23 protein-coding genes and 1 other RNA gene are annotated in these 26943 nt (G+C 34.9%); 23 read left to right on the forward strand and 1 reads right to left on the reverse strand.

What is annotated here, in order from left to right; genetic code table 11:
* Positions 1-102 precede the first annotated feature (102 nt).
* From BUB63_RS09025 to ssrA, 21 genes are all read left to right on the forward strand, one after another.
* Positions 103-1188: an ABC transporter permease gene (locus BUB63_RS09025; protein ID WP_073249215.1), complete on the forward strand. Its 1086-nt coding sequence runs from the start codon at positions 103-105 to the stop codon at positions 1186-1188.
* Positions 1181-2116, forward strand: a complete 936-nt coding sequence (locus BUB63_RS09030; protein ID WP_027308941.1) for an ABC transporter permease — start codon at positions 1181-1183, stop codon at positions 2114-2116. Before BUB63_RS09025 ends, BUB63_RS09030 begins: the two co-directional genes overlap by 8 nt.
* 123 nt (positions 2117-2239) lie before the next feature.
* Positions 2240-3580 carry an RNA polymerase factor sigma-54 gene (rpoN, locus tag BUB63_RS09035; RefSeq protein ID WP_073249217.1) on the forward strand — a complete coding sequence of 447 codons (1341 nt, stop codon included), beginning with the start codon at positions 2240-2242 and terminating at the stop codon, positions 3578-3580.
* Between the two features lie 264 nt (positions 3581-3844).
* Positions 3845-4879 carry a sugar-binding transcriptional regulator gene (locus BUB63_RS09040; protein ID WP_073249219.1) on the forward strand — a complete coding sequence of 345 codons (1035 nt, stop codon included), beginning with the start codon at positions 3845-3847 and terminating at the stop codon, positions 4877-4879.
* 46 nt (positions 4880-4925) lie between these two features.
* Complete coding sequence (gene gap, locus BUB63_RS09045; protein WP_073249221.1) at positions 4926-5936, forward strand: type I glyceraldehyde-3-phosphate dehydrogenase; 1011 nt, start codon at positions 4926-4928, stop codon at positions 5934-5936.
* 71 nt (positions 5937-6007) lie between these two features.
* Entirely contained in the window at positions 6008-7201 is a 1194-nt protein-coding gene (locus BUB63_RS09050) for a phosphoglycerate kinase (RefSeq protein ID WP_278298842.1), read from the forward strand.
* Positions 7202-7257: 56 nt separating this feature from the next.
* Positions 7258-8004 carry a triose-phosphate isomerase gene (tpiA, locus tag BUB63_RS09055; RefSeq protein ID WP_073249225.1) on the forward strand — a complete coding sequence of 249 codons (747 nt, stop codon included), beginning with the start codon at positions 7258-7260 and terminating at the stop codon, positions 8002-8004.
* 11 nt (positions 8005-8015) lie between these two features.
* Positions 8016-9548, forward strand: coding sequence for a 2,3-bisphosphoglycerate-independent phosphoglycerate mutase (gpmI, locus tag BUB63_RS09060; protein WP_073249227.1), 1533 nt, complete (start codon positions 8016-8018; stop codon positions 9546-9548).
* Between the two features lie 22 nt (positions 9549-9570).
* On the forward strand, positions 9571-10869 hold the full coding sequence (eno, locus tag BUB63_RS09065) for a phosphopyruvate hydratase (protein WP_027308948.1): 1299 nt from the start codon (positions 9571-9573) through the stop codon (positions 10867-10869).
* A 188-nt stretch (positions 10870-11057) separates the two neighbouring features.
* Positions 11058-11294, forward strand: a complete 237-nt coding sequence (secG, locus tag BUB63_RS09070; protein ID WP_027308949.1) for a preprotein translocase subunit SecG — start codon at positions 11058-11060, stop codon at positions 11292-11294.
* Positions 11295-11316: 22 nt separating this feature from the next.
* Positions 11317-13338, forward strand: a complete 2022-nt coding sequence (locus BUB63_RS09075; RefSeq protein ID WP_073249228.1) for a sodium-translocating pyrophosphatase — start codon at positions 11317-11319, stop codon at positions 13336-13338.
* Positions 13339-13512: 174 nt separating this feature from the next.
* Entirely contained in the window at positions 13513-14082 is a 570-nt protein-coding gene (locus BUB63_RS09080; protein WP_027308951.1) for a sigma-70 family RNA polymerase sigma factor, read from the forward strand.
* Between the two features lie 51 nt (positions 14083-14133).
* Complete coding sequence (locus BUB63_RS09085) at positions 14134-14685, forward strand: HDIG domain-containing metalloprotein (RefSeq protein ID WP_073249230.1); 552 nt, start codon at positions 14134-14136, stop codon at positions 14683-14685.
* An 11-nt stretch (positions 14686-14696) separates the two neighbouring features.
* Positions 14697-16829, forward strand: a complete 2133-nt coding sequence (gene rnr, locus BUB63_RS09090) for a ribonuclease R (protein WP_073249232.1) — start codon at positions 14697-14699, stop codon at positions 16827-16829.
* 390 nt (positions 16830-17219) lie between these two features.
* A complete protein-coding gene (locus BUB63_RS09095) occupies positions 17220-18428 on the forward strand; it encodes an argininosuccinate synthase (protein ID WP_073249234.1) in 1209 nt (402 codons plus the stop codon).
* Positions 18425-19753 carry an argininosuccinate lyase gene (gene argH, locus BUB63_RS09100; RefSeq protein ID WP_073249235.1) on the forward strand — a complete coding sequence of 443 codons (1329 nt, stop codon included), beginning with the start codon at positions 18425-18427 and terminating at the stop codon, positions 19751-19753. Before BUB63_RS09095 ends, argH begins: the two co-directional genes overlap by 4 nt.
* A 1-nt stretch (position 19754) precedes the next feature.
* On the forward strand, positions 19755-20546 hold the full coding sequence (locus BUB63_RS09105) for an ABC transporter substrate-binding protein (RefSeq protein ID WP_073249237.1): 792 nt from the start codon (positions 19755-19757) through the stop codon (positions 20544-20546).
* 15 nt (positions 20547-20561) lie between these two features.
* Positions 20562-21221 carry an amino acid ABC transporter permease gene (locus tag BUB63_RS09110; protein ID WP_027308957.1) on the forward strand — a complete coding sequence of 220 codons (660 nt, stop codon included), beginning with the start codon at positions 20562-20564 and terminating at the stop codon, positions 21219-21221.
* Entirely contained in the window at positions 21214-21933 is a 720-nt protein-coding gene (locus BUB63_RS09115) for an amino acid ABC transporter ATP-binding protein (protein ID WP_073249239.1), read from the forward strand. The genes BUB63_RS09110 and BUB63_RS09115 overlap by 8 nt, the downstream gene beginning before the upstream one ends.
* Before the next feature lie 135 nt (positions 21934-22068).
* Positions 22069-22545: an SsrA-binding protein SmpB gene (smpB, locus tag BUB63_RS09120; protein ID WP_198011960.1), complete on the forward strand. Its 477-nt coding sequence runs from the start codon at positions 22069-22071 to the stop codon at positions 22543-22545.
* Between the two features lie 3 nt (positions 22546-22548).
* Positions 22549-22900: a transfer-messenger RNA gene (gene ssrA, locus BUB63_RS09125) on the forward strand.
* A 148-nt stretch (positions 22901-23048) separates the two neighbouring features.
* Here the strand turns inward: ssrA and BUB63_RS09130 are convergent.
* The gene (locus tag BUB63_RS09130) at positions 23049-23651 is read right to left on the reverse strand and encodes a hypothetical protein (protein WP_073249242.1); all 603 of its coding nucleotides are present in this window, start codon (positions 23649-23651) and stop codon (positions 23049-23051) included.
* A 376-nt stretch (positions 23652-24027) separates the two neighbouring features.
* Here BUB63_RS09130 and BUB63_RS09135 point away from each other — a divergent pair, with 376 nt between their 5' ends.
* Together BUB63_RS09135 and BUB63_RS09140 are read left to right on the forward strand one after the other, a co-directional pair.
* Entirely contained in the window at positions 24028-24402 is a 375-nt protein-coding gene (locus tag BUB63_RS09135) for an ArsR/SmtB family transcription factor (RefSeq protein WP_073249245.1), read from the forward strand.
* Positions 24403-24415: 13 nt separating this feature from the next.
* Positions 24416-26776: a heavy metal translocating P-type ATPase gene (locus BUB63_RS09140; protein ID WP_073249247.1), complete on the forward strand. Its 2361-nt coding sequence runs from the start codon at positions 24416-24418 to the stop codon at positions 26774-26776.
* The last annotated feature ends 167 nt before the right edge of the window (positions 26777-26943 follow it).

Consider the following 26943-nt stretch of genomic DNA (forward strand, 5'->3'; position numbering starts at 1 on the left):
AAATAATAATTCTATCCATACGCTCCAAACTATAAATGATGAAAATCTAAGAATAAGTGAGTAAATTAAAGAAAATTAAAGATTATAGAGGGAGGTATAAAAATGGCAAATAAAAATACGACCTCTAACAAGCTAAAAGCAGCTTTGAGTACATTAGTTTTCCCAATTATATCAATAATAATAGCAATGTTTATTGCGGTTTTCTTTGTAATGTGGGCAGAAGGAGAAAACTTCTTTGTGGCAACAATAACACTTTTCCAAGCAATATGGGAAGGTAGCTTTGGAACAAGCTTTAGTATAATAGAAACATTAGTTTTTGTTACTCCATTATTATTTACAGGTCTTGCAAATGCAGTTGCATTCAAAACAGGTCTTTTCAATATAGGTGTTGAAGGACAGTTTATAATGGGTATTTTTGCAGCTGCTGCAATTGGGTTAATACCAGGTTTACCAGCTATTATACACGTTCCTCTTGTACTTTTAGGTGGAATGCTTGCTGGTGCAATTTGGGCAGCTATACCTGGTTTCCTAAAGGCAAAGGTAGGAACAAATGAAGTTATCAATACAATAATGATGAACTTTATTGCTATGTTCTTTGTAAACTATATGGTAATGGGACCTTTAAATGCTCCAGGAAAAGCAACAACTCCACTTATACAAGATTCTGCAAAACTTTGGAGATTTTTAGGTGAAGCTAATAGAATAAATATAGGTTTATTTATAGGAATTCTTTTAGTAGCATTAGTGTATGTTTTATTATGGAAAACTACAATTGGTTATGAATTAAGAGCGGTTGGACTAAATCCACACGCTGCAGAATATGGTGGTATAGATATAAAGAAAAATATAATTCTTGCAATGGCAATCTCAGGTGCAATAGCTGGACTTGGTGGTGCTGTTCACGTTGCAGGTATACAATATCAAGCTATACAGCTATTTGGATTTACTAATTTTGGTTTTGATGGTATAGCAGTAGCACTACTTGGAAAGAGCCATCCAGTAGGGGTACTTCTTTCAGCTACATTATTTGGTGCACTAAACAGCAGTTCACTTAACCTACAGCTTGCAAACATTCCAAAGGATATAGTGTACCTAATACAAGCAATAATTATAATATTTGTTGCAGCAGACTACATCTACAAATGGATTGGAGAAAAGAGAAAGAAGGAGGCGATGATAAATGGCTAATGGAAGCATACCAGTTGTTGTAGCACTACTTGCTGCTACATTCCGTCTTGCGACGCCTCTTATCTTTGCAGCATTAGGTGGTGTTATTTCAGAACGTTCAGGTGTTGTTAATATAGGTCTTGAAGGTATAATGATTGTTGGTGCATTCTTTGCGGTTTATGGGTCAAGTTTAACTGGAAACCCTTGGGTAGGATTATTATTTGCAGTAGTTTCAGGAGCACTTGTTGCAGCTATTCACGCAGTTTTAAGTATTAATCTTAAGGCAGACCAAACAGTATCAGGTGTTGCTATAAACCTATTTGCAGGTGCTTTAACAAGCTTCTTGATATTTAAATTATTTGGAAGACAAGGTCAAACAGATGGTGTTGCAGCTCTTCCATATCCAACAGAAACAATGGCTAAAATACCAGTGATTGGACCATTTTTAGCTGAGCTTAACTGGTTTGTATTTATGGCTATAATACTTGTTTTTGTTGTACATTATGTACTATACTATACACCACTTGGACTTAGAATTAGAGCTGTTGGAGAACATCCAAAGGCAGCTGATACATTAGGTATAAATGTATATAAGATAAGATATTTATGCGTTATTATGTCAGGTGTATTTGCTGGTCTTGGTGGTGCTACACTTTCAATAGGTGTTATGAACCTATTTAGAGAAGGTATGGTAAGTGGTAGAGGTTTCATTGCACTTGCAGCAATGATATTTGGAAACTGGAAGCCATTTGGAGCTATGGGTGCTTCATTCCTATTTGCCTTTGCTCAAGCCTTTGAAATACTTGCACAAAAATTTGGTTGGGCATTACCAACAGAAGCATACTTGGCATTCCCATATATTTTAACTATGCTTGCACTTGCAGGATTTGTTGGTAAAACAACTCCACCAGCAGCAGATGGAGTTCCATATAACAAGGGAGAAAGATAAAAAAGGGGCTTTTATGCCTCTTTTTTATCTTTTATTATTTAATCTGTCTAATAAAATGTGTTATAATATTTATATAATTCTTAATATAATATGTAATACAAAATACAATTTGTGGGGGATAATATGAGCTTGAATTTTTCATTAGATTTAAAACTGGAACAAAAACTTATAATGACACAGGAAATGCAGCTTGCAGTAAAAGTTCTCCAGCTTCCCAACAATGAATTAAAAGAATATATTGAAGACGAGCTACTTGAGAATCCAGTTTTAGAGCTTGATTCAAGTTATGATGAAAGATTGGATAAAGTTATACAAATTTATTCAGATTATAGTGATGATTACTTTACTGATTATTCGGAGGATGAATATGACGAAAAGATAACTCCCTTCTATTTTTTGAGTAATAAGAGGAGTCTATACGATTGCTTAAAGGAACAGCTTGGCTATATCCCTCTTACAAAAAGAGATAGAAAGATAGCAGAGTATATTATTGATAATCTGGATCAAAATGGATATTTAAATATGCACGAACTTTCAATTGCAAATAAGTTTAAAGTTTCGCTTGATATTGTTCGTAATATTATTTCAATAATACAGGATTTTGAACCAAGTGGAGTTTGTGCAAGGAATTTAAAGGAATGCTTAAAGATACAATTAAAAAATAAAGGGGTATATGATCACCTTTATGAAAAATTAATTGATAACGAATTGGAGAATATAGCAAATAAGGCATATTCATTTATTTCTCAAAAATATGGGGTTGAAGAGGAGAAACTTTTAAGATATATAGAAGTAATTAAATCTTTAGATCCAAAACCTGGATGTAGACTTGGAGATGAAACTATAAAATATGTTGTTTCAGATGTATATATAGAGAATGTTGATGGTGAGTTTGTTGTAAGGGTAAATGAAGATAATTTGCCTATGCTTAAGATAAATAAACAATATAAAAATATACTTAGAAATAAGAATAGTGAAGAGTATAAATATATAAAATCAAAGATTGAGGCAGCCTATTGGTTAATAAAAAGCATTGAACAGAGAAGGGAAACAATAAAGAAGGTTGCAGAATCAATCGTAAGACATCAAATAGGATTTTTTAAGTATGATGAATCTCTCAAACCACTTAATTTAAAAACGATTTCAGAAGAGACAGGCCTTCACGAATCGACTGTAAGTAGAGCAATTAACGGAAAATATGCACAAACACCAAAGGGTGTCTTTGAGCTTAAGTACTTTTTAGTTCGTGGACTTAGTACATCCTATGGGGATAATGTATCTATTGATACATTAAAAAATAAAATTAGTGATATTATAAATAACGAAAATAAGAAAAAACCTTATTCTGACCAACAGATAGCAGATATATTAAATGCAACTGGAGTTAAGATTTCAAGAAGAACTGTAACAAAATATAGAGAAGAATTAGGGATAGAGTCTTCATCAAAGAGAAAAATAAAATAGTATATTATTAAGAACCTTAAAATGCTATCTTTTATACAAATTGATTTGAATTTTAATTAGCATTGCATTTTAGGGTTCCTTTTATTTGTTTATGAATATATGAATTCTCTAAAACAAATAATAAAGATGTATGGTAAATAAGAATTTTTTAGAAAATATATTGAAAAATAATAATTTTAATGATATAGTAGAAATTGGAGTGGGACAAAAATAAAACATAGGGACATAAATAGTCCCTACAACAGGTTTAGGGGAGTGACATAGTTGAAAAATGTATTATCTCTACAACAAAAGATAGTTCCAGAAATTATAGAACTGCTTTTAAAAAGGTATAAGATATTAAAATGCATATACTACAACCAACCTGTTGGAAGAAGAGCACTGTCCCAAGAGCTTGATTTAGGAGAAAGAGTTGTAAGAACAGAGGTAAATTTTCTAAAAGAACAGGGACTAATAGAAATATATTCAACTGGTATGACAGTAACAAAAGATGGGGAATATATATTAGAAAGCCTTGAAGAAATGATTCACGAAATAAGTGGATTGGCTGATGTAGAAAATAAATTAAAAAAGATTTTAGAAGTACATAAGGTTATAGTTGTACCTGGAGACATAGATGAGGATATTACAGTACTTAAGGAAATGGGAAGGCTTGCAGCAAATTATATAAAATCGATAATGTCAAATGACACAATAATTGCTCTAACGGGTGGTTCATCAGTTTCACAGGTTGTTGAGAACTTCCCTAAAGTTTCAAAGGAGAATATTCTTGTTGTTCCTGCAAGAGGAGGAATAGGAAGAAATGTTGAGACGCAAGCAAGTACACTTGCTGCAAAGCTTGCATACAAAATAGGTGCAAATTACAAGCTTCTTCACGTTCCAGATAATCTTAGCCGTGAAGCCCTTGGAACTATGTTAAATGAACCAGGCATAAAGGATGTTGTACAAAATATAAGTAAAGCAGATATTTTGATATTTGGTATTGGTAGAGCAGATGAAATGTCTAAAAGAAGGGGACTTGAAGAAGCAGAAATAGAGGAGCTTTTATCTAAGGGAGCAGTTGCGGAGGCCTTTGGATATTATTTTGATAAAGGCGGAGAAATAGTTTACAAGACTCCAACGATAGGGTTAGATTTTAAGGATGTTCCTAATATAAAACATATAGTGGCTGTAGCAGGTGGAAAAGGCAAGGCAGAAGCAATAATAGCAACTAAAATAAACAACCCTAATATGGTAATAGTGACTGATGAGGCAGCTGCCAAGGAGATACTAAATCTACAAAGAGTGAATAAAAGATAGCTATGCTATCTTTATATAAAAGTCATAAAATTAGGAGGGATTAATTATGACAATTAAAGTTGCTATCAACGGGTTTGGTAGAATTGGAAGAAATGCATTTAAAATTGCTCAAACAAGATTAAACAAGGATGTTGAAATCGTTGCAATCAACGATTTAACAGATGCAAAAACACTTGCACACCTTTTAAAGTATGACTCATGCTTTGGTAAGTTTGACGGAACAGTAGAAGCTACAGAAAACAGCTTAATAGTTAACGGAAAAGAAATAAGAGTATATGCTGAAAAGGATCCAAAGAACCTTCCATGGAAGGACCTTGGAGTAGATATAGTTATAGAATCAACAGGTCTATTTACAAAGGCTGAAAAGGCAAGAGCTCACATTGAAGCAGGTGCAAAGAAGGTTCTAATTTCAGCTCCAGCTACAGATGAAGATATAACAATAGTTATGGGTGTTAATGAAAAGGATTATGATCCAGCAAACCATCACATTATTTCAAATGCATCTTGTACAACAAACTGCTTAGCTCCATTTGCTAAGGTACTTGATGAAAAGTTTGGTATAGTTAAGGGTCTTATGACTACAGTTCACTCATACACAAATGACCAAAGAATACTTGACCTTCCACACAAGGATTTAAGAAGAGCAAGAGCAGCTGCAGAATCAATAATCCCAACTACAACTGGTGCTGCAAAGGCTGTTGGTAAGGTACTTCCAAACTTAAAGGGTAAGCTAAATGGATTTGCTCTAAGAGTTCCAACTCCAACTGTATCAGTAACTGACCTTGTTGTAGAAGTTACAAGACCAACAACTGTAGAAGAAGTAAATGCTGCACTTAAGGAAGCTGCTGAAGGCGAAATGAAGGGAATTCTTGGATACTCAGAAGAACCACTTGTTTCAATAGACTACAGAGGAGATGAAAGATCATCAATAGTAGATGCACTTTCAACTATGGTTATTGAAGGCAATATGGTTAAGGTTGTTTCTTGGTATGACAATGAATGGGGTTATTCAAACAGAATAATCGACCTTGTAAACTACATAGCTGAAAGAATGTAATTCTAAAGTCCGGTTTTGTAGTTTCGGCTATAAGGCCGGACTTATTTTCCTAAATTAGTGAAAGAGAGGTTTTGGGTATGAATAAGAAAACTGTTAGAGATATAGATGTAAGGGGTAAAAAGGTACTTGTAAGATGTGACTTTAATGTTCCACAAGATAAGGAAGGAAATATCACTGATGATAGAAGAATAGTAGCAGCACTTCCAACTATAAAGTATCTTCTTGAAAATGGTGCAAAGGTAATATTAATGTCACACCTTGGAAGACCAAAGGAAGGATACGAAGAAAAATACAGCGTAAAGCCAGTTGCTAAGAGATTATCTGAGCTTTTAGGATTTGAAGTTAAGCTTGCTGAAGATAAGGAAGTTGTTGGAGAAAATGCTGTAAGACTTGTAAGTGAAATGAAGGAAGGCGAAGTTGTTCTTCTTGAAAATGTAAGATTTATAAAGACTGAAACAAAGAACGATATGGACTTTGCAAAGAAGCTTGCATCACTTGCTGACATATTTGTAAATGACGCATTTGGTACAGCTCACAGAGCACACTCATCAACTGCAGGTGTAGCAGAATTTTTACCAGCTGTTGCAGGTTTCCTAATTGAAAAGGAAATAGAAATAATGGGTAAAGCTCTTGAAAATCCAGAAAGACCATTTGTAGCAATTCTTGGCGGTGCAAAGGTATCAGATAAAATAAACGTTATAAATAACCTAATTGAAAAGGTTGATAGATTAATAATAGGCGGAGGAATGGCATACACATTCCTAAAGGCACAAGGATTTGAAATAGGAAAATCACTTCTTGAAGAAGATAAGATAGATTACGCAAAGGAAATGCTAAAGAAGGCAGAAGAAAAGGGAGTAAAGGTATACCTTCCAGTTGACCACGTTGTAGCAAAGGAATTTAGCAATGATGCTGAAGCTATGACTGTTGATGTAGAAATACCAGCAGATTATATGGGACTTGACATTGGACCAAAAACTGTTAAACTTTTCGAAGAGGCAGTTTTAGATGCAAAGACAGTAATTTGGAATGGACCAATGGGAGTATTTGAAATGCCAAAATTTGCAGTAGGTACAAAGGCTGTTGCGGAAGCACTTTCAAAGGTAAACGGAACTACAATAATAGGTGGTGGAGATTCAGCTGCAGCAGTTGAACAATTAGGATATGCTGAAAAGATGACTCATATATCAACTGGTGGAGGAGCTTCACTTGAATTCTTAGAAGGAAAAGTTCTACCAGGTATTGCAGCACTTAATGATAAGTAATAAAATAAGCTGGGGGTATACCCCCCTTGCTTAAATTCCTAAAAGGAGGATATGTAATGAGAAAGCCAATTATAGCAGGAAACTGGAAAATGAATAAGACTGCAAAGGAAGCAGCACAATTCATAATCGAACTAAGGGACAAGGTAAAGGATGCAAATTGTGAAGTAGTAGTATGTCCACCTTTTACTTCTCTTACACAAGTTTTAACTTTAGTTGAAGATACAAACATAGAAGTAGGTGCACAAAATATGCACTATGAAGAAAATGGTGCATTCACTGGTGAAATCTCACCTGTTATGCTAAAGGAACTTGGAGTAAAGTATGTAATATTAGGACATAGTGAAAGAAGAATGTATTTTAAGGAAGATGATGAATTAATAAACAAGAAGGTTAAATCAGCCTTCATTCACGGATTAACTCCAATTCTTTGTGTAGGTGAACTTTTAGAAGAAAGAGAAGCTGGTAAGACATTTGAAGTTATAGACAAGCAACTTATAGAAGACTTAAAGGATGTAGATTCTGAAAATGTTGCAAAGATGGTTATAGCCTATGAACCAGTTTGGGCAATAGGTACTGGTAAGACAGCAACAGCAGAAGATGCAAATGAAGTTATTAAATATATAAGAGGCAAGATAAGAGAAATGTTTGGTGAAAAGGCTGCTGAAGAGATAAGAATACAATATGGTGGAAGCGTTAAGCCAAGCACAATTAAAGAACAAATGGAACAAAGCGACATCGATGGAGCACTGGTTGGAGGAGCAAGCTTAAAAGTAGAAGATTTTGCAGCAATCGTTAATTATTAAGGAGGTAAAACATGCAAAAAAAACCTGTAATGCTAATGATACTTGATGGATGGGGTATCAATGAAAAGGCAGAAGGTAATGCAATTGCAAATGCAAATAAGCCAAACTTTGATAGACTTTGGAATGAATACCCCCATACAATGCTAAGTGCCAGTGGATTAGATGTAGGACTTCCAAGAGGACAAATGGGTAACTCAGAAGTTGGACATTTAAATATTGGTGCAGGTAGAATAATTTATCAAGAATATACAAGAATAAATAAAGAGATAGAAGAAGGCGGATTCTTCAAAAATGAAGCACTAATAAAAGCAATTGAAAATGCTAAAAATAACAACAGTGATATACATCTTATGGGACTTCTTTCAGATGGAGGAGTTCACAGCCATATAGATCATCTTGAAGCGTTAATTAAGTTATGCAAAGATTTAGGCTTAAACAGGGTATTTGTTCACGCCTTCCTTGATGGAAGAGATGTTCCACCATCATCAGCACTTGAATATATAGATAGACTTGAAAAGTATATGAAGGAAATAGGAGTAGGTAAGATTGCAACTATTTCTGGAAGATACTATTCAATGGATAGAGATAAAAGATGGGAGAGAACAAAGCTTGCATATGACGCAATGGTAAATGCCCAAGGTGAAATTGCAAATAGTGCTAGAGAAGCTGTTGAAAAGTCCTATGCAGAAAATAGAACAGACGAGTTTGTTCTTCCAACAGTTATAATTGAAAATGAAAGACCTGTTGCAAGAATAAAGGAAAATGATTCAGTTATATTCTTTAACTTTAGACCAGATAGAGCAAGACAAATAACAAGAGCTCTTGTTGATGTTGAGTTTGCAGGATTTGAAAGAAACTATTTCAAGGTACATTTTGTATGTATGACTCAATATGACAAGACAATAGAAAATGTTGATATTGCATATAGACCAGAAGTGTACAAAAACACATTTGGTGAATATGTTGCAAATAAGGGTTTAAAGCAACTTAGAATTGCCGAAACAGAAAAGTATGCACACGTTACCTTCTTCTTCAATGGTGGTGTAGAAGCACCAAATAAGGATGAAGAGAGGGTTCTAATTCAATCTCCTAAGGTTGCAACTTATGACCTTCAACCAGAAATGAGTGCATATCTTGTAGCAGATAGAGTATGCCAAGAGTTAGATAAGGATATATATGATGTTGTTATACTAAACTTTGCAAATCCAGATATGGTTGGACACACAGGAGTTTTTGATGCTGCAAAGAAGGCAGTTGAAGCAGTAGATGAATGCATTGGTAAGGTTGTTTCTAAGGTAAGAGAAAAGGGTGGTACTGTACTTATAACTGCAGACCACGGAAATGCTGAAATGATGGTTGACTATGAAACAGGTGAACCATATACAGCACACACAACAAACCTTGTGCCATTTATAGTTGTTGGTGATGAAAAGTTAGAATTAAGAGATGGTGGAAGACTATGTGATATTGCACCAACAATGCTTGAAATTATGGATTTAGATATTCCTGTTGAAATGACAGGAAAATCATTAATAAAAAAATAAATACAAGAAAGGAGACATAAAAATGAAAAGATATTTAGAAATTATTGATGTTTATGCAAGAGAAGTTCTTGACTCAAGAGCTAACCCAACTGTAGAAGTAGAAGTTGTATTAGAGGATGGTACAGTAGGAAGAGCAATAGTTCCATCAGGTGCTTCAACAGGAGCATTCGAAGCTGTTGAATTAAGAGATGGTGACAAGTCAAGATACCTTGGAAAAGGTGTTTTAAAGGCTGTTGAAAATGTAAATAATATAATAGCTCCAGAACTAATTGGAATGAATGTATATGACCAAACTTCAATAGATAAGACTCTTATCGAGCTTGATGGTACTGAAAACAAGGGTAAGCTTGGTGCTAACGCTATACTTGGTGTTTCACTTGCAGTTGCAAGAGCAGCAGCAGAAAGCTTAGGACTTCCATTATATCAATACATAGGTGGAGTAAATGCTAAGGTTCTACCAGTTCCAATGATGAACATTCTAAATGGTGGAAAGCACGCTGATAACAACGTTGACATACAAGAATTTATGGTTATGCCAGTTGGTGCTCCAAACTTCAGCGAAGCTCTAAGAATGTGTGCAGAAGTTTATCACTCACTAAAGAAGACATTAAGCGAAAAGGGATACAATACAGCAATTGGTGACGAAGGTGGATTTGCTCCAAACCTTAAGTCAAACGAAGAAGCTATCCAAGTTATACTTGAAGCAGTAGAAAGAGCTGGATATAAGCCAGGAGAACAAGTTGCTATAGCTATAGACGCTGCTGCAACAGAACTTTACAAGGAAGATGGAAAGTATCACTTAGAAGGAGAAGGAAGAGTACTTACTGCAGCTGAAATGGTTGACTTCTGGGCAGAACTTGTAGAAAAGTATCCAATAGTTTCACTTGAAGACGGTCTTGCAGAAGAAGATTGGGAAGGATGGAAGCTACTTACTGAAAAGCTTGGTTCAAAGATTCAATTAGTTGGAGACGACCTATTTGTTACAAACACTAAGAGACTATCAAGAGGAATTGAAATGGGAGTTGCAAACTCAATCCTTATAAAGCTTAACCAAATAGGTACACTAACTGAAACTCTTGAAGCTATAGAAATGGCAGAAAGAGCAGGATATACAGCAGTTGTATCACACAGATCAGGTGAATCAGAAGATACTACAATAGCAGATCTTGTTGTTGCAACAAATGCTGGTCAAATTAAGACTGGTGCTCCTTGTAGAACAGATAGAGTTGCTAAGTACAATCAATTACTAAGAATTGAAGATGAACTTGCAGATGTAGCTAAGTATCTTGGAAGAGATGCCTTCTACAATGTTAAAAAGTAATAAATAATATAAATTTTAAGGGAGCTTTGCTCCCTTTTTATAGTATAATTATATTTAGCACCTGCATTTAAAGTGTAGCACATTAATTGATTAAATCATATATATTAACAAAATATTCTGAATTGTATTGTTTATTTTTTAAACCTATGTTAAAATATGTTTAGACTTAAGTGTAGGGAGGTGTTAAGGTGAAGACATTTGTTAGTGTACTGCACGTAATTTTCAGTTTACTTGTAATAGCTTCAATATTTATGCAACCTTCAAAGGTATATGGTCTATCAACAACAATTTCAGGTGGTGCAGAAACCTTCTTTGGAAAAAACAAATCAAGAACTATGGAGGCAAAACTACAAAGACTAACGGTTATATCAATGGTATTATTTGTTATAACTTCAATGGTATTAGTTTATTTAAGCAACCACTAATTTAAAAAGGGGGATAAAAGAAATGAATAGTCAATTAATTGTGCTAGCACCTATTGCAGGTGTTATTGCTTTATTATTTGCCTATTTTCTTTCAAATAAAATAGGTAAACAGGATGCAGGTAATGACACAATGAAGGAAATTGCAAGCTATATACACGAAGGGGCTATGGCATTTTTAACAAGGGAGTATAAAACTTTAGCTATATTTATTACAGTAGTATTTATAGTTCTTGTAGTATTTATTAATTGGAAAACAGGTATATGTTTCTTATTCGGGGCATTATTTTCAATTTTAGCAGGTTTCTTTGGAATGCAGGTTGCAACCAAGGCTAATGTTAGAACTGCACAGGCTGCAACTAAGGGACAAAATAAGGCGCTTGAGATAGCCTTCTCAGGTGGTGCAGTTATGGGTATGTCAGTTGTAGGATTAGGACTTTTAGGACTTGGGGTTTTATATTTAATATTTAAAGATTCAAATATTGTAACAGGTTTTGGACTTGGTGCAAGCTCAATTGCACTATTTGCCCGTGTTGGTGGTGGAATTTATACAAAGGCAGCAGACGTTGGTGCAGACCTTGTTGGTAAGGTTGAGGCAGGAATTCCAGAGGATGACCCAAGAAATCCAGCAGTTATAGCAGATAACGTAGGGGATAATGTTGGCGATGTTGCTGGTATGGGTGCTGACCTTTTTGAATCCTATGTAGGTGCAATTATTTCAGCACTTACACTGGGGGCAGTACTATTTAAAAATGGTGAAGGTATAATATTCCCGATGGTTCTTGCTGCAATAGGAATTATTTCTTCTATAATAGGTTCTCTTTTTGTAAAGGGAGATGAGAATTCAAATCCACAAAAGGCACTTAAAAATGGTACTTATGTAAGCAGTTTATTGATTATAATTGCTTCCTTTATTTTAAGTAAAACTGTATTTGGAAACTATAAGGCCTTTTGGGCAATTACAGCAGGATTGATAGTTGGAGTTATAATAGGACAATTAACAGAGATGTACACATCAGCAGATTATTCCCACGTAAAAAAAATAGCAAAGCAGTCAGAAACAGGACCTGCAACAAACATTATATCTGGTCTTTCGGTTGGAATGTACTCAACTGTTTTACCAATTGTATTTATTGCAGTTGCTGTTCTTCTATCCTTCTTTATTATGGGAGGATACAAAAATGCTTCAATGGGACTATATGGAATTGCTCTTGCAGCACTTGGAATGCTATCAACTACAGGTATGACAGTTGCAGTAGATGCCTATGGACCAATTGCAGACAATGCAGGTGGAATTGCAGAGATGGCAGGTCTCCCAAAGGATGTAAGAAAGATTACAGATAAACTTGATTCAGTTGGAAATACTACCGCAGCAATAGGAAAGGGATTTGCTATAGGTTCAGCAGCACTTACTGCACTTGCACTATTTGCATCCTATTCACAGGCTGTTGGTATTGAAAGGATAGATTTACTAAATCCAATAACATTAGTTGGAGTGCTATTAGGTGGAGTTTTACCTTATTTCTTTGGAGCCCTTTCAATGGAGGCTGTAGGTAAAGCTGCAAACCATATGATTGAGGAAGTAAGAAGACAATTTAGAGAAATTCCAGGTTTAATGGAGGGAAAAGTAACTCCAGATTATAGAACCTGTGTTGATATTTCAACTCAAGCAGCACTTAAGGAAATGGTTCTTCCTGGTGTACTTGCAGTAGTAGTGCCAATATTAGTTGGAATACTACTTGGTGCTGAAGCATTAGGAGGACTTATAGCTGGTGCGGTTGTATCGGGTGTTCTTGTTGCTATTCTAATGGCAAACGCAGGTGGTGCTTGGGATAACGCAAAGAAGTACATTGAAACAGGAGAACACGGTGGAAAGGGAAGCTTTGCCCACATGGCAGCGGTTGTTGGAGATACTGTTGGGGATCCATTTAAGGATACAGCAGGACCTTCAATGAACATATTGATTAAACTTATGACAATTGTTTCTCTTGTTTTCGCACCACTATTTGTGAAATATGGTGGAATGTTAATTAAAATGTTGAAATAAAATATATTTCCGGGGAAATATAAAGGCACGAATGATACACTTTGTATCCTTTGTGCCTTTATTTTTAGTATAGTAGCTGTTATGTTATAGTAGCATAGATAAAATTGTTGATGTATAATAATTATAATATGTGAAAAAAATAGTAAAAGATGAAATACTTAAGGAGTTGGTGCCTTGAAAAAAGAAAAGCTACTTAAGATTGAGGGTGAGTATATTGTAATGACCTTTGAACAGGTCTATGAGAAGTATAAAAATATGATTTATAAAGTTTGCAATAGATGGAAGGGAACTGCAGAATACAGCGACTTATTTCAGGTTGCTTCAATTGGACTTTATAAAGCCTTCAATAGCTACGATTTAACAAAAAATATAGAGTTTTCTACAGTTGCCTTTACCTACATTAAAAATGAAATAAGAAGTTTTTATAGGGAGGCAAGAAGGCATTTTGGGTATTTATCTTTAAATGAACCAAGCTATGATGAGGGGAATATGCAGTTTATTGATTCAATAAAGGATGATAGCTTTGAGGAAAACATATTAGAGGAGATATCAAAGGAGCAGGATTTATCACGTGTATATACTGCAATGAGGCATCTTACAGAGAGACAAAAGAGTATTTTTACCAAGTATTACATAGAAGGAAAAACAATGCAAGAGATAGCAGATCATTTTGGATTTCACGTAAGTTATGTTGGCAAGGTAATTAAGAATTCAATAAAAAAGATAAAGGATAATTTAGATTAGATTATACATATAAACTAAATCAAATGAAAAAAATAAGAAGGAGAGGTTAATATGAATAGGGAGATGGCACTTAAAGAAATTACAAGTAGGGTATCTAATAAAAATCTTATAAATCATATGGTTGCAGTTGAGGCAATAATGGGAGGTTTAGCAGAAAAGTTAGGAGAAGATAAGGAAAGATGGATGCTCTGTGGGCTTTTGCACGATATTGATTATGAAGAGACAATGGATGCACCAGAAAAACACAGCATTTTAGGTGCAAAAATATTAGAGGAGTTAGGATTAGATGAAGATATAGTCTATGCTGTAAAGGTCCACAATGAGATACACGGCTTGGAAAGAAGGAGTAGAATGGATAAGGCACTTTGGGCAGCAGACCCCTTAAGTGGGCTTATAACAGCCTGTGCACTTGTTATGCCAGATAAAAAATTAGAAAATGTAACTGTAGATTCAGTATTAAAGAAAATGAAGAAGAAGGATTTTGCAAAGGGAGCAAATAGAGAACAGATTAAATCAATAGAGGAAATAGGTTTAACATTAGAGGAGTTTATAGAAATAGGACTTGAATCAATGAAAAAAATAGCACAAGAAATAGGATTATAGGAGGAGGTAGTATGAGTCTTATAAAAGAAAAAATTCTTGCCTTTATGAGGGAAGAGGCATATAAACCAATGACAGCAGAGGAGCTTGCTCTTATATTTGATATTGATAAAAAAGAGTGGCAGAAATTCTATAAGATATTAGATGATATGGAGCAGGATGGACAGATTATTAAAACAAGGAAAGAAAGATACGGTATTCCTGAAAGAATGAATCTTGTTGTAGGAAGGCTTCAAGGACACAGCAAAGGATATGGTTTTGTGATTCCAGATAAAGAGGGAGAACCTGATATATTTATACCAGCAGAAGGAATAAATGGTGCAATGCATAATGATAGAGTTATAGCAAGAATAACAAGAGCTGCAATTAAGGATAAAAGGGTTGAGGGTGAAATAATAAGAATTCTTGATAGGGCAAATAAGAGGATTGTTGGAAGATTTGAAAAGAGCCAAAACTTTGGCTTTGTAGTTCCAGATGATAAGAGGATATATCAGGATATATTTATCTCAAAATCAAATATGGGAAAGGCAAAGGATGGACAAAAGGTTGTAGTTGAGGTTACAAAGTGGCCAGAGAAGAGAAGAAATCCAGAAGGAAAGATTGTTGAGGTACTTGGAAGTATAAATACCCCTGGTGTTGATATTTTATCTGTTATTAAAAAATACAACCTTCCTGAGGAATTTCCACAGGAAGTTGAGGAATATGCAAATGCAATACCAGATGAGATACCAGAGGCCGAAATTAAAAAACGTAGAGATTTGAGAGATAAAAGGATAGTTACAATAGATGGAGAGGATGCAAAGGACTTAGATGATGCTGTGTCTATTGAAAAACTTCCTGATGGGAAATATAAATTAGGAGTGCATATAGCTGATGTAACCTACTATGTTAAGGAACGTTCTCCACTTGATAAGGAAGCATTTAAGAGAGGTACCAGCGTATATCTTGTAGATAGAGTTATTCCAATGCTTCCTAAGAAGCTTTCAAATGGACTTTGCAGTTTAAATCCTAAGGTGGACAGATTAACCTTGAGCTGTGAAATGGTTATAGATGAAAATGGAAAGGTGGTAAGCCACGAAATATTTGAAAGTGTTATAAAAACAAGCGAGAGAATGACATATACTGATGTTACTAAAATATTAAGGGATAAAGATCCAGAACTTATGAAAAGATATGATTACTTACTTGAAGATTTCAAACTTATGGAGGAACTCTGCTTGATTCTTTACAAAAAGAGAATGCAACGTGGTGCACTTGACTTTGATTTTGAGGAATGTAAGATTATTCTTGATGAAAAGGGTAAGCCAATTGAAATAAAACCTTATGAGAGAGAAATAGCAAATAGGATAATTGAGGAATTTATGCTTGTATGTAATGAAACAATTGCAGAGCATATGTATTGGGTTGGTGTGCCATTTGTATATAGAATCCACGAAGACCCAGATGAAGAAAAGCTTCAAAACTTCAGTGAATTTATACACAACCTCGGATATATCTTAAGAGTTACAAGGGAAGTACATCCAAAGGTACTACAGGATATATTAGAGCAGGTAAAGGGTAAGGATGAAGAAGTTGTAGTAAGTACGCTTCTTTTAAGATCCCTAAAGCAGGCAAGGTATTCACCAGAATGTACTGGACACTTTGGACTTGCAGCAAAATACTATTGCCACTTTACATCTCCTATAAGAAGATATCCAGACCTTATAATTCACAGAATAATTAAGGAACATCTAAAGGGAAAGATAGACCAAAAGAGAGAACAAAAACTAAAGAAGCTTGTAGAAGAGGCCTCAAAGCAATCAAGTGATATGGAAAGAGTAGCACAGGAGGCAGAAAGGGAGACAGATGATATTAAAAAGGTTGAGTATATGATGGAGAGAATAGGAGAAATTTATCCAGGTATAATTTCATCTGTGACATCCTTTGGTATGTTTGTTGAACTTGAAAATACAATAGAAGGTTTAATACACATAAGCAACTTAACAGATGATTATTACATCTATGACGACAAACATCACTGCCTAATAGGAGAGAGAACTAAGAAGAGGTATAGATTAGGTGATAAGGTTGTTATAAAGGTTGTAAAGGCAGACTTAGAGACAAGGACAATAGATTTTGTAATAGCAGATGAATATGAGGAAGAATAGATATATATTGATTAGCCCCTTGAAGGATTTCTTAGGCATTCGTTTATTTCGCTAATCAATTCTAAGCTTTTCTTTGTTTGAAAAAGTCCTACCCTTGCGATGCCATCGTCCTGATGGCCGCTCGGCTCGGCACGCCCTGTGCCGAATTACGCACTTTTTCAAAGTCTAAAAGTTAAGAATTGATAAAGCTTATGATAGAGCCTTATGAAATCCATTCACGGGGCTTTTTTCAAAATTTACCTAACAAGTAGTTTTGTCAACAATCGCAGGTATTATAATAAATACCTGCTTTTATTATTATACAAAAAAAATTATAAAAATACTTGCATAATAATTAGATAATATGTATAATTATAAACATAAAATGAATATTAATTCGGAGGTGAAGGGATGGAAAAGGTTGTATTAGCCTATTCGGGAGGATTAGATACCTCAATAATCATTCCATATCTTAAGGAAAACTTTGATTTAGAGATAGTAGCAGTATATGTTGATGTTGGACAAGGTGAGGATACTGACTACATAAGACAAAAAGCCTTAAAATCAGGAGCAGTTAAGGTTTATATAGAGGATGCAAGGCGTGAGTTTGCCTATGAATATTTATCAAGGGCAATAAAAGCAAGGGCAATGTATGAGGGAAAGTATCTTTTGGGAACATCCTTTGCAAGACCACTTATAACTAAAAAGCTTGTAGAGATAGCTGAAAAGGAAGGTGCAAAATATATTGCCCACGGATGTACAGGAAAGGGCAACGACCAAGTAAGATTTGAGGTCTCAATATATGCATTAAATCCTAATATAAAGGTTATTGCACCTTGGAGAATTTGGGATATAAGGTCCAGAGAGGATGCAATAGACTATGCTAATGAAAAGGGAATTGAAGTACCTGTAACAAAGGAAAAGATTTATTCAGTTGATAAAAATCTATGGCACGTCAGCCACGAAGGTGGGGGTTTAGAGGATATACAAAATCCGCACAATCCATCTATGTATGATATAGTAACTCCTTTGGAGATGGCAAAGGATGAGCCAGATTTCATTGAGGTTGTTTTTGAGAAGGGAGAAGTAAAATCAGTAGATGGAATTTTTGATTTAGTCGAGATAATTGAATATTTAAACAAGATTGGTGGAGAGCACGGAATTGGAATTGTTGATATATTAGAAAATAGACTTGTTGGAATGAAGTCAAGAGGTGTGTATGAGACACCAGCAGGAACAATACTATATGCAGCCCATAGAGAACTTGAATATGCAGTTCTTGATAAGGAAACTTTACATTATAAAGAGGTGTTAGTGCATAAATATGCAGAGGTTGTATATAACGGACTTTGGTTTACAACAATAAGAGAAGCACTTGATGCCTTTATAGATAAAACTCAGGAGAATGTAACAGGAAAAGTAAAGCTTAAGTTATATAAAGGAAATGTTATTCCATACGGTGTGTTTACTGAAAATGCACTATATGATAAGGAGATTTCATCCTTTGGATTTAGCGAGCTTTATAATCACAAGGATGCAGAAGGGTTTATAAAGCTCTATGGACTTCCAGTAAAGATAAAATCGTTAAAACAAAAGTATAAAGAGGAAGTGAAGGTATGAAGCTTTGGGGAGGACGATTTAATAAAGATACAAATGAATTAATGAAGAGGTTTAATAATTCCTTTTATGTAGATAAAAGATTATATAAGCAGGACATAAGAGGGAGTATTGCCCACGTCAAAATGCTTGGAAGGGTAAACATATTAAGAAAAGATGAAGTAGATAAAATTATAAATGGTCTTGAAGAAATAATGATGGAAATAGAAGATGGCAGATTAAAGCTTGAGGGTGATTTTGAGGACATTCATTCCTTTGTAGAGTCAAAGCTTTTGGAAAGGATAGGAGATGTTGCAAAAAAGCTTCATACATCAAGAAGTAGAAATGATCAGGTTGCGGTTGATATGAAGATGTTTGTTAAAGATGAGATTTCAGCTGTAATTTCAAAAATTGATGTTCTGATTGAGTGTTTAAAAAAGAAGGGTAAAGAAAATGAATATCTAATGCCCGGATTTACTCATCTTCAACCTGCACAGGTTATAACCTTTAGGTACCATCTTATGGCGTATGTTGAAATGTTAAAAAGGGATAAAAAAAGGCTTTTAAATGCACTCTCTCTTTTAGATGAAAGTCCCCTTGGAAGCTGTGCCCTTGCTGGAACAACAAATGACATAGATAGGGACTTTACATCAAATGAGCTTGGATTTAGGTGTCCTACTAAAAACTATCTTGACAGTGTAAGTGATAGAGATTATCTTATTGAAATTTTGTCAGCCTTTTCAATAATTATGATGCATTTGAGCAGGCTATCGGAGGAGATTATAATTTGGTGCACACCTCAGTTTAGGTTTGTTACTTTAAGTGATGAATACTCAACAGGAAGTAGTCTAATGCCACAAAAGAAAAATCCAGATTCTCTTGAGCTTATAAGAGGGAAAACAGGAAGAGTATATGGAAGCCTAATTAATATTCTTACCATCTTAAAGGCTCTTCCTCTTGCCTACAACAAGGATATGCAGGAGGACAAGGAATGTTTCTTTGATTCATTAGATACGGTAAACATCTGTATTGAGGTTATGATTGGGGTTGTTGAGACAATGAAGGTTAATAAAGAGGAGATGTTAAAATCTATAGATAAAGGTTATATAAATGCAACTGAGGTTACGGATTATCTTGTGAAAAAGGGTGTTCCCTTTAGAGATGCCCACGAGATTGTAGGTAGAATTGTACTCTATTGTGAAGAAAAGGGCAGGGCGATAGAAAAATTAGATTTAGATGAACTTAAGAGTTTTTCAGAGAAAATAGAGGAAGACCTTTATGAATACATCGATTATTCAAACATTCTTAAAAAAGGAAATAAAAAATATATTTTGATGGAGGTAGAATAATATGAAAAAGATTATGTCAATTTTAATTTGTTTAATTTTAATGATTTCAACAGTTGGCTGTGGTAAAAATGCAAAAGAAGATGAACTTAGTAAAATTAAAAAGGCAGGGAAAATTGTTTTAGGAACAAGTGCAGATTATCCACCCTATGAATTCCATAAGGTTATAAACGGTAAGGACGAGATAGTAGGTTTTGATATTGATATAGCAAAGAAGATTGCAGAGGATTTAGGTGTTGAACTTGAAATAAAGGATATGAAATTTGAGGGATTACTTGCTGCACTTCAGGCAGGAAAGATTGACTTTATTGTTTCTGGTATGACTCCAACAGAGGAGAGAAAAAAGAGTGTTGATTTTTCAGATGTTTATTACTATGCTGTTCAAACTGTAGTTGTTCGAACTGAGGATAAAGAAAAGTATAAGACTTTAGAGGACTTAAAGGGTGCAAGGGTAGGAGTGCAAAAAGGCTCAATTCAAGAAGGACTTGCTCAAAAGTATATGGCAAACTCTGAAATTAAAGCACTTGGTAAAATTTCAGACATAATATTAAGCTTAAAGGATAAAAAGATTGATGCAGCAATAATTGAACAACCAGTTGCACAGGCAAATGTAAACAAAAATACTGATTTAGCAATATCAGAAATAAAGCTTCCAAACGAAGATGCAGGTTCTGCAATTGCTGTAAGAAAAAATTCAGGTGCTCTTTTAGATGAGATAAATAAAACTTTAAAGAAACTTATGGATGAAAAGAAAATAGATGAATTTGTTATAAAGGCAAATGAGCTTGTGGATTAATAAGGAGGTAGACAAGTGAACTTTGATTTTTTACCTAAATACTATAATTTTTTTATACAGGGAACAAAATTTACAGTTCTTATAGCATTTTTTTCAGTTATTTTAGGTATAATCTTTGGAACAGTTTTATCATTAATGAGAATTTCAAACAATAAGATTTTAAAGTCAGTATCAACTGCGTATATTGAGTTTATGAGGGGTACGCCCCTCCTTGTTCAACTTTTTATTATCTACTATGGACTTGATTTTTCAAGATTGATAGGAGGAGAATTTGGAGATATTGCTTCGGGTATTGCTACACTTTCCTTAAATAGTGCCGCCTATGTAGCAGAAATTATAAGGTCTGGCATTCAATCAGTTGATAAGGGGCAGATGGAGGCAGCAAGAAGCCTTGGAATGACCTATAGGATGGCTATGAGATATGTTATATATCCTCAGGCATTTAAAAATATACTCCCTGCACTTGTTAATGAGTTTATTGTAGTTATAAAGGAATCATCAATTGTTTCAATCATTGGTATACACGAACTTATGTATAATGCTGATACTGTACGAGGTGTAACATTTAGACCCTTTGAACCGCTTATTATTGCAGCACTTATTTATTTTATTCTTACTTTTACGTTATCAAAACTATTAGGTAAATTAGAAGGGAGATTGAAGCTGAGTGATTGAGGTTAAGAAGTTAAATAAAAGGTTTAAGAATTTGCACGTTCTTAAGGATGTTGATTTAAAGGTTGAAAAGGGTGAAGTGGTTGTAATAATTGGTCCAAGTGGTTCAGGTAAGAGTACACTTTTAAGATGTCTAAATCTTTTAGAGGTGCCAGAGAGTGGGGATGTTATATTTGAAGGAATGAGAATAAATGATAAAGATGTTGATATCAATAAAGTAAGACAAAAGATGGGTATGGTTTTTCAAAGTTTTAATCTGTTTTCTAATATGACTGTTTTGCAAAATATTACGATATCACCTATAAAATTAAGGAATAAATCTGTTGAAGAGGCTAATAGGATTGCATTGGACCTTTTAAGAAGAGTAGGACTTCAAGATAAGGCAGATTATTACCCATCAAAGCTCTCTGGTGGACAAAAGCAGAGGGTAGCAATAGCAAGGGCACTTGCTATGGAGCCTGATGTAATGCTCTTTGATGAGCCAACATCAGCCCTTGACCCTGAGATGGTAAAGGAAGTTTTAAGTGTAATGAAGGAACTTGCCTATGATGGTATGACTATGGTTATTGTAACCCACGAAATGAATTTTGCAAAGGAAGTTGGAGATAGAATAATATTTATGGATGGTGGAACGATTGTTGAGGAAGGCACACCAGATGATATATTTACACAGCCAAAAAGCGATAGATTAAAAGAATTTCTAAGCCATTTCTAATATGGGTTCCGTTTAGGCCATTATTTTGCCAAGCGGAACTTTTATTAATTGTAAGTAAACTTTACTTTTTTAGAAATATATGATATATTGACATTAAAGAGATAATATTATATATTAATAAATACACGAGTTATGATGGTGGTTAATATGAAGGGTGAAAATAAGACTTTAGCAGAGAATAGAAAAGCAAGACACGATTATTTCATTGAAGAAACCTATGAAGCAGGGATTGAATTAGTTGGAACAGAAGTTAAGTCTGTAAAGCTTGGTAAAGCTAATCTTAAGGATAGCTATGCAGAGGTTAAAAATGGAGAGATATTTGTTTATAATCTCCATATAAGTCCCTATGAAAAGGGTAATATATTTAATAAAGACCCTCTAAGACCAAGAAAACTTCTTATGCACAAAAGTGAGATAAGAAGGCTTGCAGGTCTTGTTTCACAAAAGGGCTATACACTAATTCCACTATCATTATATCAAACAAGGGGATTAGTAAAGATGCAGCTTGCTCTTGCAAAGGGTAAAAAGCTCTATGATAAGAGAGAAGATATAGCTAAAAAGGATGCAATGAGGGAAATTGAAAAACATTTTAAAGAAAAGTACCGCTACTAACACGGGGGCGTTTTGGCTTTCGACGGGGGAGGTAGTGGTTCAGGAAGCGAGCCGAGGCTCCTGGTACCTCGTTAAAAAACTGGGATTAAAAATAAACGCAAACGACAATTTAGCTTTAGCTGCCTAATAACAGGTAGCCGTCCTACTCGGGAGGCCCACGGCCTGAGATAGGGCGTCGACTAGTGGGGAACGGGCCTATCTAAGCTTTGCGATAGGTCGGCATCTATGAAGCTACTGAAGTCTGAATCCTGTCAGTGGGAGTCAGATGGAGGGAATGTCAAAACACTGACTGCGCTCGGAGATGCCTGGATGGCTACTCCTTCGGACAGGGGTTCGATTCCCCTCGCCTCCACCATATTTGAACGATTCATTGATACGATACTTAGAAGCTCTGAGAAATCAGGGCTTTTTTCATAAATTGTAATTATGATGAAAGTCATTTCAGTATGAGTAGTGTTTTTATATAGAAAATAAGAAGATTGTTTTAAGAAAGTTTTATGTAATTAATGAATCCAAAGTTTACAATAATTCCCTTGATTTTTTAATTTTAGAGGTTTTATAATATGTTTATGAACTAAAATAAAAGGATGGTTGATTATGAAAGTAGGAATAAATGATCCATGCCCATGTGGTAACAGCTTTATTCTTGAGCCATCTATAGTATCAACCCAAATCTGACCAAAATACACCTGTGCTTGGAATCCCATTTCTAATTCTTCTACTGCTTCATATTGTCTTTTGTGTCCCTGCTTTGGTATTTTGTATTCACTTCTCAAGGAACTTATATATGCCCTTACTGATCTTTCAGAACACGGAACATTGCCATATCTTTCTTTAATCCAGTCAGTTATCTGAGCCGATGATAAATCAGGATAAGTGCTAAACCATTCAAGTATCTGATCCTTGTAGATATCAAGCTTTTTCTTTTTTCTCTTTCTGTTTAAATCTGAAAATTCATCAGGTGTCATGTTGAAGTATTTACTAACCGTTTTGTAATCCACCCCCAGATATCTTGCAATTTGAGACTTTTTCAAGCAATTTCCCTTTAGGTTTTTGATTTCAGAAAACAATCTCCATCCCTTCTTTTTACCATTTATGATTTCCACAATATCTCCCCCTGTTATCTTAAACTAATTAAATTTTAACAGGAGAAGATAGTTGCTGTATATATTACTGGTAAATTTTCGGGATTTTTAACTTCCGAAATCTCTCCATTTTATTTTACCGCTAACAAATATTGGAAAAGTAACGCCAATGTATAAGATATTAAAATCAATTAAATATGAAAATATAATTTAAAGTTTAAAAGTTTACGAAAGTCTTGATTTTAAACATTTTAGGGGGTTGTCTATAAAAATTAACCTACAATATCTTGACACTATCTACTCATATGTTTTTATTGACAAACGGAGAATTGAGGTTTATAATATATATGAAAGCTTATTCAAGTGTTCAATTAAATGATAAGGAGGAGATATAAATATGGCAAAAAAAATTCAACCAATTGAAAGATGCGACTGTGATGTAATACATGAGGAAATTGTAAATAAAGTGCGAGAAAAAATGCCTCAAGAAGAAACTCTATATGATCTAGCAGAACTATTTAAAGTTTTTGGAGATTCAACAAGAATTAAGATACTCTGGGCATTAGATGAATCAGAGATGTGCGTTTGCGATATTGCATTCTTATTAAATATGACCCAATCAGCAATTTCTCATCAGCTAAGAGTCTTAAAGCAGGCTGGACTAGTAAAGAGCAGAAGAGAAGGAAAGACTGTATTCTACTCTCTTGAAGATGAACATGTAAAGCAAATATTTGACCAGGGATTAATTCATATTTCAGAAGAAAGTAAGTAAAGGAGGGTCAGTAATGTTAAAGAAGGAAGTAATTTTAGAAGGTTTAGATTGCGCAAATTGTGCAGCTAAAATTGAAGATGAGGTTAATAAATTAAATGGAGTCAAAGCCTATATGAACTTCATGAACAAGACATTGACTTTAGAAATTGAATCAGAGCAAGAGTATAAGAATATATTACAGCAAGTTAAAACCATAGTGCACAAGCACGAACCGGATGTGGTAGTGAAAGAAAAATCCGTTAACAAGAGCAATAAAATAGTATTAATACTTGAAGGACTTGGCTGTGCGAATTGTGCAGCTAAAATGGAAAAAGAAATAAGCGGTCTAGAAGGAGTTGAATTTGCTGCAGTAGATTTTGTTTCGAAGAAACTAACACTGGAAATAAGTCCGAAAGTCAACCGCTCTGAGTTAAATAAGAAGATTGAAGGCATAGTAAAGAAAATAGAGCCAGATGTAAAGGTCATTTTTGAGGAGAATAACTCCAAGACCAAAATAAACGAAAATAACGAAGAGGAAGAAGAAGGTGTCAACAAAAAAGAAATCATAAGACTTGTGGTCGGTGGAGCAATATTTGCCGTGGGAATCATCTTTAATTTCCAAAATTGGCTTGAGCTTACCTTGTTTATTATTAGTTATATCATAGTTGGTGGAGAGGTTGTCTTAAGAGCAATAAAAGGTATTGCCCGCGGTCAGGTATTCAGTGAGCATTTTTTGATGAGTATTGCTACCATTGGTGCTTTCTTCGTTGGAGAGTATCCAGAAGGTGTAGCAGTTATGCTGTTCTATCTGGTAGGTGAATTGTTTCAGGATATAGCTGTAGGTCACTCCAGAAAATCAATACGTGCTTTGATGGATATTCGTCCTGACTATGCAAATCTTAAAGTTGGCGATGAGATCAGGAAAGTATCTCCTGAAGAGGTAAACATAGGTGACATCATTATTGTTAAACCAGGAGAAAAAGTTCCCCTCGATGGCAAGGTTATAGAAGGAAACTCAATGGTTGACACTGCAGCGTTAACAGGGGAATCTGTTCCTCGTGAACTCGGGCCAGGAGACGATGCATTGAGCGGATTCATTAATAAAAATGGCGTTTTGACAATAGAGGTAACAAAGGATTTTGGTGATTCAACTGTATCTAAAATTTTGGATCTGGTTCAGAATGCCAGCAGTAAGAAGGCTCCTACAGAAAAATTTATAACAAAATTTGCCCGTTTCTATACTCCGATTGTAGTCTTTGGAGCATTAGCCTTAGCAATCATACCTCCATTGGTGATCCCCGGTGCAACTTTCTCTACATGGATATATCGAGCCTTAGTGTTCTTAGTTATATCTTGTCCATGTGCGTTAGTAATTTCAATACCATTGGGCTTCTTCGGAGGGATTGGTGGAGCATCGAAGAGAGGTATATTAGTAAAAGGCAGTAACTATCTTGACGCGTTGAACAATGTGGAAACAGTTGTTTTCGATAAGACAGGTACTTTAACTAAAGGTATATTTGAGGTTGTGGATGTTAACTCCCAAGCCGATTTTACTGATGAGGAATTGATTGAATATGCAGCATTTGCTGAAAGTCACTCAAGTCATCCAATTGCACTATCCATTTTGAAAGTCTATAACAAAGATGTCGATACCACTAAAATTGAAGACTATGAGGAAATTGCAGGTCATGGGATTTTAGCTAAAGTTGGTGGTAAAGAGATTCTTGTCGGAAATAGCAAACTGATGAATAAAGAAAACATTAAATATCAGGAAGTTGAGACTCTGGGTACAATAGTACATGTTGCAGTAGACAAGAAATATGCAGGCAATATTGTAATCTCTGACGCAGTGAAGGAAGATTCAGCTGATGCGATTAAAGGATTGAAGGCATTAGGTGTTAGAAATACTGTTATGCTTACTGGTGATTCGAAGGCAGTTGGGGAAAAAATAGCAACCCAACTTGGAATTGACGAGGTGTATACTGAATTGTTACCGACCGACAAGGTAGAAAAAATTGAGGCTCTGGATGCTAAGAAATCTCATAAGGGGAAAATTGTATTTGTTGGAGATGGTATCAATGATGCACCAGTACTTGCGAGAGCTGATATTGGCGTGGCAATGGGTGGCTTGGGGTCTGATGCTGCAATTGAAGCAGCTGATATAGTTATCATGACGGATGAACCATCAAAAATTGTCACTGCAATTAAAGTAGCAAAAAGGACTAGGAAAATTGTGATGCAAAACATTGTGTTTGCATTAGGGGTTAAAGCCATATTCCTTGCACTTGGTGCGGTGGGAGTTGCAACTATGTGGGAAGCTGTATTCGCTGACGTGGGTGTGGCAATAATCGCAATATTAAATGCAATGAGGGTAATGAATACAAAAAGTATATAGGACTACATGATTTATTAACCCCTTGATTTATTTCCTCAAAGATAAAATCAAGGGGTATCTGTATTTAAATTTATAAGGAGCATTCCTGTAATGAAATAATTTGAGAGTGGATAAAAAAAGCACCTCCTGATAGAATACAGGGTATAAGGCACTAAACTTATCCCTAA

This window comes from Caloramator proteoclasticus DSM 10124, from assembly GCF_900129265.1.
In the GTDB taxonomy this organism is placed as follows: domain Bacteria; phylum Bacillota; class Clostridia; order Clostridiales; family Caloramatoraceae; genus Thermobrachium; species Thermobrachium proteoclasticum.

Bases quoted from the DNA above. Each gene is read 5' to 3' on its own strand.
- BUB63_RS09025 (WP_073249215.1), top strand. From the start codon at position 103: ATGGCAAATAAAAATACGACCTCTAACAAGCTAAAAGCAGCTTTGAGT.
- BUB63_RS09030 (WP_027308941.1), top strand. From the start codon at position 1,181: ATGGCTAATGGAAGCATACCAGTTGTTGTAGCACTACTTGCTGCTACA.
- rpoN (WP_073249217.1), top strand. From the start codon at position 2,240: ATGAGCTTGAATTTTTCATTAGATTTAAAACTGGAACAAAAACTTATA.
- gap (WP_073249221.1), top strand. From the start codon at position 4,926: ATGACAATTAAAGTTGCTATCAACGGGTTTGGTAGAATTGGAAGAAAT.
- tpiA (WP_073249225.1), top strand. From the start codon at position 7,258: ATGAGAAAGCCAATTATAGCAGGAAACTGGAAAATGAATAAGACTGCA.
- gpmI (WP_073249227.1), top strand. From the start codon at position 8,016: ATGCAAAAAAAACCTGTAATGCTAATGATACTTGATGGATGGGGTATC.
- eno (WP_027308948.1), top strand. From the start codon at position 9,571: ATGAAAAGATATTTAGAAATTATTGATGTTTATGCAAGAGAAGTTCTT.
- BUB63_RS09075 (WP_073249228.1), top strand. From the start codon at position 11,317: ATGAATAGTCAATTAATTGTGCTAGCACCTATTGCAGGTGTTATTGCT.
- BUB63_RS09085 (WP_073249230.1), top strand. From the start codon at position 14,134: ATGAATAGGGAGATGGCACTTAAAGAAATTACAAGTAGGGTATCTAAT.
- rnr (WP_073249232.1), top strand. From the start codon at position 14,697: ATGAGTCTTATAAAAGAAAAAATTCTTGCCTTTATGAGGGAAGAGGCA.
- BUB63_RS09095 (WP_073249234.1), top strand. From the start codon at position 17,220: ATGGAAAAGGTTGTATTAGCCTATTCGGGAGGATTAGATACCTCAATA.
- argH (WP_073249235.1), top strand. From the start codon at position 18,425: ATGAAGCTTTGGGGAGGACGATTTAATAAAGATACAAATGAATTAATG.
- BUB63_RS09105 (WP_073249237.1), top strand. From the start codon at position 19,755: ATGAAAAAGATTATGTCAATTTTAATTTGTTTAATTTTAATGATTTCA.
- smpB (WP_198011960.1), top strand. From the start codon at position 22,069: ATGGTGGTTAATATGAAGGGTGAAAATAAGACTTTAGCAGAGAATAGA.
- BUB63_RS09135 (WP_073249245.1), top strand. From the start codon at position 24,028: ATGGCAAAAAAAATTCAACCAATTGAAAGATGCGACTGTGATGTAATA.
- BUB63_RS09140 (WP_073249247.1), top strand. From the start codon at position 24,416: ATGTTAAAGAAGGAAGTAATTTTAGAAGGTTTAGATTGCGCAAATTGT.